This window comes from Bradyrhizobium sp. S3.7.6, from assembly GCF_054061875.1.
The window spans coordinates 2,462,788-2,478,344 of the sequence record NZ_JBSSEQ010000001.1; the positions used below are offsets into that span (position 1 = coordinate 2,462,788).

General features: G+C 64.0%; 12 protein-coding genes and 1 pseudogene. 9 read left to right on the plus strand and 4 right to left on the minus strand.

Annotated features, from left to right (window positions below; all coding sequences use genetic code 11):
- Nucleotides 1-43: 43 nt before the first annotated feature.
- Nucleotides 44-493 carry a cupin domain-containing protein gene (locus ACVJ5M_RS11670; protein WP_063981444.1) on the minus strand — a complete coding sequence of 150 codons (450 nt, stop codon included), beginning with the start codon at nucleotides 491-493 and terminating at the stop codon, nucleotides 44-46.
- Nucleotides 494-679: 186 nt separating this feature from the next.
- On the opposite strand from ACVJ5M_RS11670, the gene ACVJ5M_RS11675 reads away from it, so the two are divergent.
- Complete coding sequence (locus ACVJ5M_RS11675) at nucleotides 680-1,705, plus strand: AraC family transcriptional regulator (RefSeq protein ID WP_354099568.1); 1,026 nt, start codon at nucleotides 680-682, stop codon at nucleotides 1,703-1,705.
- Between the two features lie 63 nt (nucleotides 1,706-1,768).
- Here ACVJ5M_RS11675 and ACVJ5M_RS11680 read toward each other — a convergent pair whose 3' ends face one another.
- The 3 genes from ACVJ5M_RS11680 to ACVJ5M_RS11690 form a co-directional block, all read right to left on the minus strand.
- Entirely contained in the window at nucleotides 1,769-2,416 is a 648-nt protein-coding gene (locus tag ACVJ5M_RS11680; RefSeq protein ID WP_187387948.1) for a hypothetical protein, read from the minus strand.
- A gap of 163 nt (nucleotides 2,417-2,579) precedes the next feature.
- A complete protein-coding gene (locus ACVJ5M_RS11685; protein ID WP_354099545.1) occupies nucleotides 2,580-4,430 on the minus strand; it encodes an ATP-binding protein in 1,851 nt (616 codons plus the stop codon).
- 134 nt (nucleotides 4,431-4,564) lie between these two features.
- Nucleotides 4,565-5,197 carry a cupin domain-containing protein gene (locus ACVJ5M_RS11690; RefSeq protein WP_063981448.1) on the minus strand — a complete coding sequence of 211 codons (633 nt, stop codon included), beginning with the start codon at nucleotides 5,195-5,197 and terminating at the stop codon, nucleotides 4,565-4,567.
- A 203-nt stretch (nucleotides 5,198-5,400) separates the two neighbouring features.
- Between ACVJ5M_RS11690 and ACVJ5M_RS11695 the strand changes: the two genes are divergently transcribed.
- The 8 genes and pseudogenes from ACVJ5M_RS11695 (at nucleotide 5,401) to ACVJ5M_RS11730 (ending at nucleotide 15,338) form a co-directional block, all read left to right on the plus strand.
- Nucleotides 5,401-7,092 (plus strand): peptide ABC transporter substrate-binding protein, encoded by a 1,692-nt coding sequence (locus ACVJ5M_RS11695; protein WP_063981449.1) that lies wholly within the window; start codon nucleotides 5,401-5,403, stop codon nucleotides 7,090-7,092.
- A gap of 27 nt (nucleotides 7,093-7,119) precedes the next feature.
- Entirely contained in the window at nucleotides 7,120-8,070 is a 951-nt protein-coding gene (locus tag ACVJ5M_RS11700) for an ABC transporter permease (protein WP_063981450.1), read from the plus strand.
- A 2-nt stretch (nucleotides 8,071-8,072) separates the two neighbouring features.
- Complete coding sequence (locus ACVJ5M_RS11705) at nucleotides 8,073-8,948, plus strand: ABC transporter permease (RefSeq protein ID WP_063981451.1); 876 nt, start codon at nucleotides 8,073-8,075, stop codon at nucleotides 8,946-8,948.
- Between the two features lie 142 nt (nucleotides 8,949-9,090).
- Nucleotides 9,091-10,333 (plus strand): annotated as a pseudogene (locus ACVJ5M_RS11710) (NAD(P)/FAD-dependent oxidoreductase).
- Between the two features lie 13 nt (nucleotides 10,334-10,346).
- Complete coding sequence (locus ACVJ5M_RS11715) at nucleotides 10,347-11,273, plus strand: 2-hydroxyacid dehydrogenase (RefSeq protein WP_063981453.1); 927 nt, start codon at nucleotides 10,347-10,349, stop codon at nucleotides 11,271-11,273.
- 9 nt (nucleotides 11,274-11,282) lie between these two features.
- Nucleotides 11,283-13,151, plus strand: a complete 1,869-nt coding sequence (locus ACVJ5M_RS11720; protein WP_456679289.1) for an ABC transporter ATP-binding protein — start codon at nucleotides 11,283-11,285, stop codon at nucleotides 13,149-13,151.
- A 274-nt stretch (nucleotides 13,152-13,425) separates the two neighbouring features.
- Nucleotides 13,426-14,349 (plus strand): helix-turn-helix domain-containing protein, encoded by a 924-nt coding sequence (locus ACVJ5M_RS11725; protein WP_063981454.1) that lies wholly within the window; start codon nucleotides 13,426-13,428, stop codon nucleotides 14,347-14,349.
- 473 nt (nucleotides 14,350-14,822) lie between these two features.
- The gene (locus ACVJ5M_RS11730; protein WP_063981455.1) at nucleotides 14,823-15,338 is read left to right on the plus strand and encodes a hypothetical protein; all 516 of its coding nucleotides are present in this window, start codon (nucleotides 14,823-14,825) and stop codon (nucleotides 15,336-15,338) included.
- The last annotated feature ends 219 nt before the right edge of the window (nucleotides 15,339-15,557 follow it).

Genomic DNA, 15,557 nt, shown 5'->3' on the forward strand with positions numbered 1-15,557 from the left:
GGCGGACCTGCAAGCAGATGAAAGTGGACGGGGAGGCCGCTGCCTAGTCGTTGGCCTCGGGCGGCAGGAAGTCGACCTCGTGCAGCGCCGAGATGCGCACGACCTCGGCGGGGTCGGTCAGATTGTGGAGCTGGTTGAACAGCGCCTCCAGCTTCTGCATCGGCGAGACCCAGAACAGCGCGCGGCACGGCTTGTCGGACTTGTTGAAATAGCCGTGCGGTATGCCGCGCGGCATGCGCACCAGATCCCCGGCATGGGCCTTGACCCATTGGCCGTCGAGCTTGAGGTCGAGCGTGCCTTCCTGCACCAGGATGAACTCGTCCTGGGTCGGATGGATGTGCACCGGCACGAACTGGCCGGGCTCGCTGTTGGTCTCGAACGCGAAGGTGGAATCTGTGACGGCCTTGGGAAAATAGACCTGACCAAGGATGTTCCAGCTCTTGCCACCATAGCCCGTGCCAACAGCGGTTATGCCCTTTTCGAGTGCAGTCATGGCTCGCTCCTCATGGATTCCGGCGAGGATGGAGCTTCGACCCGTCGACGGTCGGTGTCTATCCGCTAAACGAATCCGGACGCGACTGTTGCCGTGCAGCATGATGATTTTGCGACGCGGCCCTTTCCGCGTTCGAGGAACCATTATAGGCTTAAAGCAATTCCGTGACGCGAAGCGTGGTCGATGATGTCCGCAGCCGTGCTGGAAATGACCGCAAGAACGTCTGCAGCCGAACGGCTTGCGGACTTCGCCCGCGTCACCACGGACGATGTCGACGAAGCGGCAGAGCAGATCGGACGCATCTTCTGCCCGCACAATCTCGAGCCGGTACGGCCGCGCGGACCCGGTTTCTCCGCCCGGCACAATTGCGCGGCGTTCGACGGCTTCTCCATCAACTATGTCGCCTATGGCGGGTCGGTGAGCATCGATCCCGGCTGCCTCGAGCGCTTCTTCCTGGTGCAGGTCCCGCTCACCGGCACCGCCCGCATTCGTGCCGGCGTCAGCGAAATCGATGCTGCGCCGGGCCGGACGGCGTCGCTGCTGTCGCCGACCATCCCGACCCGGATGATGTGGAGCGACTGTGCGCAGGCGATCCTGCTGCTCGACCGTCGCATGGTCGAGCAACGCGCTGCGTCGCTGTCGGGCAGGGCGGCCGGCCCGGTCGAGTTTGATGCCGCGATCGACCTCGACGCACCGGCGGGGCAGGCCCTGCAGACCAGCCTTGCCGAGCTGATGCTGCTCGCCGAGCGTCTCGGGCCGTCCGGCAGGCTTTCACCGGTCGCGATGGCCGATTGGCGCGAGGTGCTGCTCGATCATCTCCTCAATGGCCAGCGCCATGGCCTGTCGGATGCCATCAGGAGGTTCTCGGGGCAAGCCGAGCGTTTGCCGCGTGCACTGCGCGCCGCGCGGGACCATCTTGCGGAAAATGCCGGTGAGCCGCTCGACCTCGCGCAGCTCGCCTGCGCGTCCGGGATCGGCGTCCGCGCGCTCCAGCTCGGCTTCCGCCGCCACTTCGGCGTGTCGATCTCGGAGGTGCTGCTCGACATGCGCCTCGCTGCTCTGCACGCCCGGCTCGCGCAGGCTTCGCCAGATGTCTCCATCACCGAGATCGCCTTCGATCTCGGCTTCACCCATCTCGGCCGCATGGCGGGTGCCTACCGCGAAAAATTCGGTGAGACGCCGTCGGCAACGCTGCGGCGAAGGATGAGCTAGCGAAAAGCGCCGCGCTTCCCGATCAACCTTTGTCGAAAAGCGAGCGACAAGGACAATGCATCATCATCTAAACATCGTCGCCTGGTTGACGTCACCCCAGCAATACTCGCCGTCGCAGTCCTTGAACTTGTCATTGATGGACCATTCCAGCATGCCGCCCCGCGTTGGAATTCGCACAGTCACGTTTCGCTTGTCGTCCCACAATGTCAGGAAGTGCGGTGTGAAGCTCGTCTCCGTATATGTATAGAGAGCTGAGTTATCCCTCAGAAGCCTTTCTTGCCAGACGCCGGCTGCAATTCGCTCGATGGTGCTTTTCGGGAGGTCATAGCGCTTGATGGAATCGAGGTATTTCTTCGATCCCGTGTCTTGGGCAATTGATATTTGTAGTGGCCATCCAAGCAGGATCGACGACATGATCGATGTCGCTCCCAGGATGAGAGCGACGGTTGCAAACCAGGACAAGACCTTCACCTGGAGCCGCGCATTTTGCGCAAGAGGATTGGCGTTGGCAGTCGTCCCAATCTCTAAGTTGACGACGATGAACATCAGCAAAATGAAGAACATCAGGCCAGCCATAGCGTAACCTGCGACTTCGGGGGCTATCGACAATGCCGCTGTCGTCGCGACCGCGACCACACCGCTTGCTCCCAGTGCCCACTTATAGGTGTTCGGCGTTTGCTCTTTGAATTGTTGATTTGCGACGTCCGCCATGGGCTGGTCCTCGAATGATGTCAAGTAGGGCTTAGGTCTTCAAAACGTCTGGCGTCTGAAATGGTAGGTTGTCCGGGGCAGACAATATTCCGGCCGCCCGCACAGGTTGCAAGAGAATTGTGCATAAGCCATCGTTGGCTCGGTCCGGCCGGCCAGCGGAAACCTACGTCTTCCGCGATCGAGTCGCGCCGTCTTCCAATGCCTGCCTGCGTAAAAAGCCCTCAACATCCGCCTGCACCGAGTACGGCGTCGGGATCGGATCGCCCGCGGCGTCAACGGCGGTGTCGAGGGAGCGGCGCAGCATGCGCGCGAGCTCGGCTTTTCGGTACGGCTTTGCCAGAAGCGGCGCGCCCATGGTGGCACGCCCCTGCGCGTGCAGCGAATCGTAGGCATAACCCGACGTCAACAGCACCCGCAGCGAGGGCCGCGCGGCCACCATCTGTTCGGCGAGCTCGCGTCCGTTGACGCCGCCGGCCATCACGATGTCGGTGAAGAGCAGATCAAACGGCGCGCCGTCGGCCACGATGGCGAGCGCTTCGGTCGCGTTGGCGGCGGAGATGACCTTGTAGCCGAGGCTTTCGAGCTGGACGGTGACATATTGGCGGACGTCGCGATCGTCCTCGACGCAAAGGATGGTTTCCGTGCCGCCCACGACCTTGCGCTCGTCATAGCCGGCCGGACGGAGCGTACTGGTCTCGGCCTTCGGCAGGTAGATCGTGAAAATCGTGCCGCGGCCTTCTTCGGACGTGACCTTGATGCCGCCGCCGGACTGCTTGACGAAACCGAACACCATGCTGAGGCCGAGCCCGGTGCCCTTGCCGACATCCTTGGTCGAGAAGAACGGATCGAAGATGCGTTCGAGAATGGCTTGCGGAATGCCCGTGCCGGTATCGGCGATCTCGATCTCGACATAGTCGCCGGCATAGCCGGCGCCCACCGCGACGGCCTCGCGCACGCCGAACACCACGTTGCGCGTCGTCAGCGTGAGCTTGCCGCCATCCAGCATCGCGTCGCGTGCGTTGATCGCGAGGTTGAGCAGCGCCGCGCTCAGTTGGCCGCGGTCGGCGAAAGCCAGCCAGACGTTGCGGTCAAGCCTGGACACGATCTCGATCTTCTTGTCGAAGGTCGCCAGCAGCAGCTTTGCCACCTCTTCGAGCAGCTCGTTGACGTCGATCTCGGCCGGCTGGAGCGCCTGCTTGCGGGCAAAGGACAACAGGCTCGACGTCAGCGCGGCGCCGCGATCGGCCGCTTCGCTGATCAGCTTGGTGATGGTCGCAAGCGGCGGGTCGTCCTTCACGGCGTCGGCGAGGATCTCGATCGTCCCCGTGATCACGGTGAGCATGTTGTTGAATTCGTGCGCGATGACGCCGGTGAGCTGGCCGACCGCCTCCATCTTCTGGGCCTGGATCAGCTGCTCCTCGGCGGCGCGCTTCTGGGTGACGTCCTTGACGAAATTGTTGATGATGGTGCGCCCGCCGAGCTGGAGCGCCGTGCTCGACGCCTCGATCAGGATCTGGTCGCCGTTCCGATGCAGCAGCGTCGCTTCGAACCGGATGCCGATCGGCGTATCCGACAGTTCCGGCAAAAGCCGCATCATGCGTTGCCTGAAGCCGTCGCGGAGCGACTCGGCGATGAGGAGGTTGACGACGTCGGCGCCGAGCGCCTCCTTGCGCGTCCATCCGGTGAGGGCCTCGGCCTGGACACTCCATTCCAGGACGATGCCGTTCGCATCGGTCTGAACGAAAGCGTCGAGCGCGGTCTTGATGACGGCCTGGGTCATCTGTGCGCTGGCCTGGGCCTGCTCGGCCAGTTGCGCGGCGGCGCGTTTGTCCTGCGCCGTTTCGATCGCGCGCGTGCACAGCCGTGCGAGCAGGACCGCGACGGCGCCGCTTACCAGCAAAGCGACGACCTGGGCCAAGCCGAACCCGGTCCCGGCATAGGAGGCGAGGAGGGCCGCGGCGGTCACGGCGACCTGCGCGGCCATCGCGAGTGTCAGAAGCGGTCTGAGTTTCATGGTCTCACACCAGCGACGTCAATCGCGGGACCCTCGCGTTCGCGCTGTAGATTGCTCCGGCTTCACGTCAGCTACAGGCTCCGCGAGCCTGCGTCGAGGGGCAATTTCCGGCGGGGCGCCGGCGTTCCTCGCGCTCAACCTGCCGGCGAATCGGTCTGGCGCAGCGTCGTGACCCAGATCACACGCGCGGCCTGCTGGGTCGGGTTGTCGAACATGTGCGGCACGATGCTCGGAAAGCGGAAACTGTCGCCGGCCTCGAGCAGATGAGCCTGGTTGTCGAGCCACAGCCGCAGGCTGCCGGACAGGATGTACCCGGCCTTCTCGCCGGTGTGCTGCAAGAAGTCGGTGCCGGACGAGGCGCCGGGGTTGAGCGTCAGCTCGTAGAGTTCGAGCTGGCCCTCGTCTGCCGGCGTCAGCGCTTCCTTGACGACGCCGCTGGCGGTGAGCCGCAACAGGCGCCGGCTGTTCTTGCGCACGATGTAGCGCTGCACGTCGGCGGGATCGGTGGTCTCGAAGAAATAGGAGATGGGAACGTCGAGCGCGATGCTGAGCAGGCGCAGCGTCCGTATCGACGGCATGGCCCGCGCGCGTTCGAGCTGGCTGATCATGCCGTTGGAGAGCCCGGTCTTGGTGGCGACGTCCTGGATCGAGAGGCCGGCGCGCTGCCGCAGCAGCCGCACGGTTTCGCCGAGCCGCTGGTCGACCGCATCGTCAGCCTCGATCGCCGGGGCGTCCTTCGGGCTGTTGGTCTCGCCGCGACCATCCATGTCGCTCTCCCATGCATTGCCTCGCCGCCGGAATGGCCGGCGGCGTGAAAAGGTCGCGCATCCTAGCAATGTGATTGACAGCTGTATTTAGTCATGATGAACTTTTGACTGAAAAATTTAGAAGCACTAAAGCCCACTCCTGTCCCTTTGCCGGGTCTCGGGGGCGCGGGAGACGGTGCCGTGTGCGGGAACGGAGACTGGTCATGGCAGACAGCACCGGCAAGTTCGGCGTTGGCGGACTGCGTCATCTCGGCATTCCGAATCGCCGACAATTCTTCCAGCTCGGCGCGGGTGCCGCGGCGGGATGGACCCTTGCAGGCAACGCCTTTGCGCAGAGCGAACGCCCGACCAATCCGCCGGACAAGCCGCGCGGGCAGGTGATCGCGGCGCTGTCGCAGGAGCCGACCGTCTTCCATCCGCTGATGCCTGGCATCGAGGTCGATCAGGGCATCTGGTGGCAGGTGTTCTCGCCGCTCTGGTTCATCGAGCCCGATGGCAAGTTCGTTCCCGACCTCGCGCGCGAAGTCCCGACCATCGAGAATGGCGGCCTGTCGGCCGATGGCCTGACCTGGAAGATCAAGCTGCGCAGCGACGTGAAGTGGCATGACGGCACGCCGTTCACGGCCGAGGACGTGAAGTTCTCGCTGGACCTGATCAACAATCCCGACTTCCGCGTCCGCAACCGCGTCGGCCACAACCTCGTCAAGGACATCAAGGTCGTCGCGCCCGACGAGATCCACTGGCGGATGGAGGCTCCCTATTCGCCCTACATGTCGATCCTGTCGCTCACCTTCATCGTGCCGAAGCACATCCTGGAGAAGCTGTCGGATCCGAACGCCTCGCCGTTCCACAATGCGCCTGTCGGCACCGGGCCGTTCCGCTGGGGCGAGCGCGTGCCCGGCGACCACATTCAATTGAATGCCCACGCCGGCTACCACGGCAAGGGACCTTACGTCGAACGCGTGGTCTTCAAATACATCCCCGACCTCACCGTCCTCTACACCCAGTTCCGCACGGGGCAGGTCGACTACACCGGCCTGCAAGGCATTTTGCCGAATTTCGTGCAGGAGGCGAAGACGCTGAAGGGCCGCAAGATCTTCGTCTCCGCGACGTCGTCGGTGGAGCACGTCGCGCCCAATCTCGAATTCGGCCCCTTCGCCGATCGCGCGGTGCGCGAGGCGCTCTACCTTGCCATCAACAAGCAGGCGATCATCGATGCGCTGAACTACGGCCTGCCGACGCAGACCGAGAGCTTCGTGCCGCAACAGGCCTGGTCGTTCCAGCAGGGCCTGCCGCAACACAAATACGATCCGGCCAAGGCCAACGCGTTGCTCGACGCGGCCGGATGGACCCGGGGCTCCGGCGGCATCCGCGAGAAGGGTGGGGTCAAGCTCGAATTCACCAACTCGACGACGTCGGGCAATGCGGTGCGCGAGCAAACCCAGCAGCTCCTGATCCAGGACTGGCGCGCGATCGGCGCGGCGATGCGGGTCAACAACATGCCGGCCGCCGTGATCTGGGGCGATTTCTGGCAGCAGTCGAAGTTCAATTCGGTGCTGGTGTCCGTGAACTTCATGCTCGGCAGCGACCCCGACGTGACGCCGCGCTTCGGCTCCGGCGCTATCCCTGCCAAGGGCGGCCGTGGCTTCAACACCTATCAGTACAACAGCGCCGAGGCCGATCGTCTGCTTGCCGAGGGCGCCAGACAGTTCGATCTCGCCCAGCGCAAGACGACCTATGGCGATCTGCAAAAGCTGATCCGCAACGACCTCGCCATCCTGCCGCTGTTCCAGGGTTTTATCGCCGAGGGCGTGAAGGAGGGGCTGCAGGGCTTCCGTCCCAACATCAACACGTCCATCAATTGCTGGAACATCCGCGAATGGTACTGGGCCTGATGCCTCAGGCTCGCTGGATCGCCTGAGATGGCCCGTTACGTCGTCAACCGCCTGGCGCAGGCGATCATGCTGCTCGTGATCGTCTCCGCGATCGGGTTTGCCATCCTGCATCTGGCCCCCGGCGGTCCGCTGTCGCAATACGCGGCGTCCGCGCAGATGACGCAGGAGGACCTCGACCGCGTCACGAGGCAGCTCGGCCTCGATCGCCCGTTGCCGATCCAGTATCTCGACTGGTTCGGCCGTATGCTGAGAGGCGATTGGGGCAAGTCCTATCGCGACGGCGAGGCGGTGCTGTCTGTGATCTCCTCCCATCTCGGCGCCACGCTGGAGCTGATGGCGACGGCGACGATCATCGCGGTTTTGCTCGGCTGCTGGATCGGCGTGCTAGGCGCGCTGCGCCGCTATTCGCTGTTCGATACGCTGGCGACCGTCGGCGCCATGATCGCGCTGTCGATCCCGACCTTCTGGTTCGGCCTGGTCACCATCTACGTGTTCTCGGTGAAGCTCGGCTGGCTGCCGGCCGGCAATCGCCAAACGGTCGGCGATGGCTCCTTCCTCGACCTGCTGCATCATCTGATTGCGCCGGCGCTGGTGCTGGCGCTGGTCGAGACCGCGATGTGGGGTCGCTTCATGCGCTCCTCCATGCTCGAGGTGATTAACCAGGACTACATCCGAACCGCGCGCGCCAAGGGCATGCCGGAATGGCGCATCCTCACCGTGCACGCGCTGCGCAACGCCCTGCTGCCGATGATCACTGTGGCCGGCCTCCAGTTTCCGACGCTGCTCGGCGGTGCGCTGGTCGCCGAGACCGTGTTCACCTGGCCCGGCATGGGCCGGCTGTTCCTGGATTCCATCGGCTACCGCGATTATCCCGTGGTGATGGGCATCCTGATGTTCTCGGCGACCATGGTGCTGATCGGCTCGCTGCTTGCCGACATCCTCTATGCCGTCGTCGATCCGCGCATCCGGGTGGGCTAGGAATGACGGCTGCGACCCTCTCGACCGCTCAGCTCGCGCCCGGCCAGGCCGCATGGCGGCGCTTTCGCCGGCACCGGCTTGCGCTTGCGGGGGCTGTCATCATTCTGGTTCTCGTCCTCGGCTCGGCGTTCGGTCCCTATCTGCTGCCGTTCGACGACACCCATATCGACATCATGAAGCGGTTCGCGCCGCCCTTGTCGGGTGCGCATATCCTCGGCACCGACGAACTTGGCCGCGATGTGCTGGCGCGACTGATGATGGGCGGACGCGTCTCGCTCACGATCGGCATCGTCGCGATGGTGATCGCGATGGCGGTGGGAATCGCCGTCGGCGCCTTTGCCGGCTTCTATGGCGGCGTGGTCGGCGCGGTCCTGATGCGGCTGGTCGACGCCGTGCTGTGTTTCCCGACGATCTTTCTCCTGCTGGCGCTGGCGGCGCTTACCGAGCCCGGCCTGATCACCACGACCGTCCTGATCGCGGCGACCGCCTGGATGTGGGTGGCCCGCGTCGTCGAGGCCCAGGTGCGCTCGCTGCGAGAACGTGAGTTTGCGGTTGCTGCGCTCGCCTTCGGCTCGTCGAACCTGCGGATCATGTTTCGCGAGCTCGTGCCCAATGCGATCGCGCCAATTGTGGTCGCGGCGACGCTGAACGTCGCCAAGGCGATCCTGCTGGAATCCTATCTCAGCTACCTCGGCTACGGCGTCCAGCCGCCGGCCGCGAGTTTGGGCAACATGCTCAACAACGCGCAGATCTATCTCACCAGCGCGCCGTGGCTTGCGATCGTGCCGGGCGTCGCCATCACGCTCGCGGTGACGAGCTTCAATTTCCTCGGCGACGGCCTGCGCGACGCGCTCGATCCGCGAATGAATATCCCATGACGAGCCTGCCCCCGAGCCGACTTGCTTCGATCGAACTGAATAGCTGGAGTGTCCCATGTCCCCGCCGCTCACCCGTATAAACAGCGACGAACGCCTGCCGGCGCAGGTGGACGTCGTCGTCATCGGCGGCGGCGTCATCGGCGTGTCCGCGGCCTACCATCTGGCAAAGAAGGGTCTCTCCGTCGCCCTCGTCGAGAAAGGCCATGTCGGCGGCGAGCAGTCGAGCCGCAATTGGGGTTGGTGCCGCCAGCAGGGGCCGCGCCCGTGAGGAGATCCCGCTGGCCCGCGAGGCGCTCCGGCTGTGGGAGGACATGCAGAACGACGCCGGTGTCGATGCCGGCTTCCGCCGCACCGGCGTGCTGTTCCTGACCAAAAGCAAGGACGAGCTGGCCAGTTGGGAGCGATGGGCCGCAACGGCGCGCGAGATGCAGGTCCACTCGACCGTCCTGACGCCGGCGGAAGTCGCCGAGCGCCTGCCCGGCAATTCCGAGAAATGGGTCGGCGGTCTGCACACGCCGAGCGACGGGCGCGCCGAGCCGTCGATGGCCGTGCCCGCGCTCGCCACCGCTGCACGCAAGCACGGCGTGACCATCCACCAGGGCTGCGCTGCACGCGGGCTGGAAACGCAGGGCGGACGGGTCAGCGCCGTCGTCACCGAGAAGGGCACCATTCGCACCCAGTCCGTGCTGCTGTCGGGCGGCGCGTGGTCGTCGCTGTTCTGCCGCCGTCACGGCATCGAGCTGCCGATCGGTCTCGTCAACGCCACCGCATGCCGAACCACGCCGGGACCGGAGATCACGTCCGGCGCGCTCGGCACCGACTTCTACTGTATCCGTCGCCGCCTCGACGGCGGCTTTACACTGGCGCTGCGCGGCCGCGGCACGGTCGAACTGTCGCCAGACCTGTTCCGCTACGCGCGCACCTTCTGGCCGACCTACCTGCATCGCAAGAACGGGCTGAAACTGTCGTTCGGCAAGTCGTTCTTCGACCAGATCGTGCGCGGCACGAGCTGGAGTTTGGACAAGCCGTCGCCGTTCGAGACCGAGCGTGTGCGCGATCCGGCGCCTGACATGTCGCTGGTCAACGCGGCGCTGGCTTCGCTGATCAAGTCGAATCCCGAATTGAAGGACATCGAGATCGCGGAAGCCTGGGGCGGCACGATCGACTGCACGCCGGACACCATTCCTGTGATCTCGCCGGTCGATGCCTTGCCCGGCTTCTTCCTCGCGACGGGCTTCTCCGGCCATGGCTTTGGCATCGGTCCTGCGGCCGGCAAGCTCGCCGCCGACATCGTGACCGGCGCGACGCCGCTGGTCGATCCCGCGGCCTACAGCCACAAGCGCATGATCGACGGCCGGCGTCTCGCGCCGGTCAGCCCGTTCTGAGAGTGCTGGTGGCATGACGGTTCTCTACAAGGCCAACATGGTTCGCGGCGCCGAATGGGCGCGCTTCTTCGCCGAGCGCGCGCCCGATGTGTCGTTCCGGCTCTGGCCCGACATCGGCGATCCCGCAGAGGTGCGCTACCTGGTGGCGTGGGTACCGCCGGACGACATCGCGACGACCTTTCCCAATCTCGAGCTGGTCTTTTCGGTCGGTGCTGGCGTGGATCAGTTCGATGCCACAAAACTTCCACCGCACATACCGCTCGTCCGCATGCTGGAGCCCGGCATCGCCGAGACCATGGTGGAATACGTCACCATGGCCGTGCTCGCCCTGCATCGCAATCTCCTGCACTTCATCAGCCAACAGAAGGAGCAGGTCTGGCGCGAGATCCGGATCACGCCGGCCAAACGTCGTCGTGTCGGCGTGATGGGGCTCGGCCAGCTCGGCCAGGCCGTGCTCGACCGGCTCAAGGCGTTCGACTTTCCGCTTCTCGGCTGGAATCGTTCGCCGCGCGCGATTGAAGCCGTCACCTGTTACGCCGGTACGGACACCTTGCCAGAGTTTCTCGCGCAGGCCGACATTCTCGTCTGCCTGCTGCCGCTGACCGACGAGACCCGCGGCATCCTCAATGCCGATCTGTTCGCGCGCCTGCCGCGCGGAGCAGGGCTCGTCAATGTCGGGCGTGGCCCGCATCTCGTCCAATCCGATTTTCTCGCGGCGCTCGACAGCGGCGCACTGTCCGGTGCGGTGCTCGACGTTGCCGATCCCGAGCCGCTGCCGGCCGGCCATCCGTTCTGGAGCCATCCGCGCATCCTGCTGACGCCGCACAATGCCAGCATGACGACGCCTGATACGGCCGTCGATTTCGTGCTCGACGTCATCGCGCGCCACCGCCGCGGCGAAGATCTGCCGGGGCGCGTCGATCGCAGTCGCGGCTATTAGGGCAATCGCATGAGCACCGGCGCAAGCAGGCCTGATCCGATCGTTGCCGAAGCGCAGGCGCCCGTGTTGTCGGTCGCGGGCCTGACCACGTCCTTTCTGCGCGAGCGGCAATGGATTCCCGTCGTCCGCGACGTGTCGTTCGATATCGCGGCCAAAGAAACCGTGGCGATCGTCGGCGAGTCCGGTTCGGGCAAGAGCGTCACCGCGCTTTCCATCATGCGGCTCATTCCGAAGGAGAGCGGCCGGGTCGAGGGGCGCGTCACGCTCGCGGGCCGCGATCTGCTGACGCTGTCCGAAGCGAGCATGACGGATGTTCGTGGTAACGATGTCGCCATGATCTTCCAGGAGCCGATGACGAGCCTCAATCCGGTGCTCACCATCGGCTTCCAGATCGCCGAGGCGCTGATCCAGCATCGCGGCCTGTCGCGCGCGGCGGCGGAGGCCGAGACCATCCGTCTGCTCGATCGCGTCCGCATTCCCGCGGCGGCATCACGCTTCCACGAGCATCCGCATCGTTTCTCCGGTGGCATGCGCCAGCGCGTGATGATCGCGATGGCGCTCGCCTGCAAGCCGAAGCTGTTGATCGCCGACGAGCCGACCACGGCACTCGACGTCACCATCCAGGCGCAGATCCTGGAGCTTCTGAAGGAGCTCCAGCAGGAGGAGGGGATGTCGATCCTCTTCATCACCCACGATATGGGCGTGGTCGCGGAGATCGCGGACCGTACCGTGGTGATGTATGGCGGGCAGGCGGTCGAGACCGATGCGACCGCGCGCATCTTTGCTGCGCCCTCGCATCCCTATACGAGCGCGCTGCTCGCGGCCGTACCGCGCCTCGGCTCGATGGGCGGGCGGACGCGGCCGATGCGGTTTCCGATCGTCGACAAGGTGACGGGCACCTCGGACGAGCCGACGGAGACACCTGAAACGGTCTCAACCGCCGAGCGGCCGCTGCTCGAAGTCTCCAACCTCACCACACGCTTTCCGATCCGCTCCGGCTTGTTCGGCAAGGTTTCGGGCCGCGTCCACGCGGTCGAGAACATCTCCTTCACCCTGCGCGCCGGCGAGACGCTGGCGCTGGTTGGCGAATCCGGTTGCGGCAAATCGACGACAGGCCGTTCCATCCTCAAGCTGACGGAGCCGGACAGCGGCACCGTCCTGGTCGACGGCCAGGACGTCCTCGCCATGAACGCCCGGACCTTGCGCGACTTCCGCAAGCAGATGCAGATCGTATTCCAGGATCCGTTCGCGAGTCTCAATCCGCGCATGTCGGTGGGGACGGCGATCGCAGCGCCGCTGCTCGCCAACGGTCTCGCGACTGCCTCACAGGCACGAGACAAGGTGGCCGATCTGCTCGTACGCGTCGGCCTGACCGCGGATATGGCCGCGCGCTTTCCGCACGAATTCTCAGGCGGCCAGCGCCAGCGCATCTGCATTGCGCGCGCGCTCGCGCTCGGGCCGAAGCTAATCGTTGCGGACGAAGCGGTCTCCGCCCTCGACGTCTCGGTCAAGGCGCAGGTCGTCAACCTGATGCTCGACCTCCAGGCCAGCATGGGCCTTGCCTATCTCTTCATTTCCCACGATATCGCGGTGGTCGAACGCATGAGCCATCGCGTCGCGGTGATGTATCTCGGCGAGATCGTCGAGACCGGCCCGCGCGCAGCCTTCTTCGGCAATCCGCAGCATCCCTACACAAAGAAGCTGATGGCCGCGGTGCCCGTGCCCGATCCATCGCGCCGCGGCACGAAGCGCGAGACCTCGAACGACGAGATCAGAAGCCCGGTGCGCGCACCGGATTATCAGCCGCCGGTCCGGCAGTATCGCGAAGTCTCGCCCGGCCACGTCGTCCAGGTCTGGGGCGAGGAATGGTCGGCCTAGCGGCGCAAAGGCGCGCAGCGGATGCTTTCCAGAACGCACGATAAAATCGTGCCATGATCTGCCGCACACGTTAACGGTGTTGTCCTTCGCGATGCCAAGCCTGTGAAATCGTGCTGAAATCACAATGAATTCACCTCGTCGCGACGGAGTGCGACCGGCTGCCACAATCTATATGCTAATCCGGCGAAGCTGGACCGTCGGTCGTCGATCTCCGATAATGCATCGACTCGGAAAGGCCGACGCAGACGTGCCTTTCACGGATGGAATATTGATAATGACACAAGCAGGCGTCTACGGGCAGAGGCTCGGGCGGGGCCTTCACGTGAAGGAAGCTCCGGTTCTGATCACGCGCTCGCTGCGCAGCGCGGAGCTTGCGGTCACCGAAGTCCGCAATGACAAGCCGACGTCCGAACTTTCCGGCTCGTTGCCGGCTGAAGATGCTTACCTCGTCAGCCTGAAACTCCGCGACTATCCCGCTTGCGAATGTTGGGAGGAAGGCCGCTACGTCACCAGGGAGGATATTCGTGCGGGCGCGACCTATCTGTACGACCTCAAGCGCGACCCGCGCTATGTGATCGACAAGCCGTTTCACTCGCTCTTCTTCTATCTGCCGCGCTCGGCCCTTCACGACATGGCAAGGCAACCCGGCGCGCCGCGCATTGGCGAGCTCAGTTACGAGCCCGGTGTGGGCCATGACGACGGGGTCATCCGTCATATCGGCGCCAGCTTGCAGGAAGCACTGCGTCGGCCTGACGAGACCAACCAGCTTTTCGTCGATCACATGATGCTCGCGCTCACCGCCCACGTCGCCCAGACCTATGGCGGGCTGAAGCCTGTCGCAGAGCCTAACCGTGGTGGCCTCGCGCCATGGCAGGTGAAGCGCGCCTGCGACCGGCTCGACTCCGATCTCTCAGGCAAGGTCGCGTTGGAGCAGATCGCGACCGAGCTCGGCCTTTCGGTCAGCCACTTTTCACGTGCATTCCGGATCTCCACCGGCCTGCCGCCGCATCAATGGCTGCTGCGCCAGCGCGTGAAGGCGGCCACGCAGCTGATGACCGTCCGCAACCTGCCGTTGTCCGAGATTGCGATCTCGGCCGGATTTGCCAATCAAAGCCATTTCACGCGGGTGTTCACCCAGATGGTCGGCGTCAGTCCGGGCGCATGGCGCCGCGAAACCCATGGCGGGCGGGACGAGTAGAGCGTTTTCGCGTCAAAATCAGAATCCAAATCAGTGCCGCTTCGCCAGCGAGATCGCCATCTGACGTGGCGCAACGCGGGACAGCTTGCGAACTCACGGCGCCTGTCAGTTCGCGCTTCTGCGCTCCCGCGTATGCAACGATGCAAACTTAGTCCTCCTGAGATCGTGACTGGATGGAGCGACAGGGAACAGGAGTATGTGAACAGTCTCATAGTCCATCACTCTCTTTTCGAGCTAACTCTCCCCCAAGAAATTGCTGCACCCAGAGCTGACTGACAGACACGGGTGAGATGCAATGCCTGCGAAGCCGCGAGCTCGCAGCTTTGGACTGGCTCTCGTCTTGGTTACGAGCAAGCCAGCCCCATCACTCAGCCACATCTTTTGGAAATTGGAATCAAGGGCATCGCGAAGCGCGTCCACGCAGCTTCTAATCGGGGTCGGCCGGTAGGCTGCTACTTATTGAGGAGCCCCCAATGAAGATAGGCAACGCAGTTTTCAGCGCATTTTCCCTAACGAGGTACGCCGGTAATCTTGGGATCGCCCGTTCCAGTCTTATCAAGTCGGCCCATCTCCTCGAAAGAATTGGGCTAGCAGCCGTTGGGGCCTCTTGCGGCCTCTATGTGGGTGCGACCCTGTTGCGTCAGAAAGGCGGGCTTTTTGAAAGCGGCTGGATCGTGCTGCTAACAATGCTCTACGGAGCTCTCAGCTATTATGTTGGAATTGATTTGTCCCGGTCTGTCGCTCGGAGGTCGATTTCGAGCACCTCGGAAGAATACAACGGCTCTGAGGTTGCTGAGATCATGAGTGCGGCCGGTACGTTCGGCGCGGCGATTGCAGCAACTCTGTCCGTCAGCATCCTTGTCCTTGATCAAAGCCTACCCAATGCGCTGATAGCGTTTCTCGCCGGCTGTTGGGTCGTTGGGTCTTCGCTTCAAGTTGCGGCGGGAACGATGGCGCGCAACTACGTAGTGCCCAAGGATGAAGAATGAAGACAATTGTGCTCACGGAAAAACGTCTGCTTGGCGTCGTGATGTGGGCACCAGTGCCAGTGCTGACGTCAGGTCTGAAGGCGAGTGGTTGACGGCTCATCGCAACTTCTGTCGTTCAACGCTGCGTGCAGACGATTTTTAGTAGCGCGACCGTTTGCATCGAGCAATGTCCTTGCTTGGAAGCGGCATCGGTACTGAGCAACCTAAGTTATCGCGCAA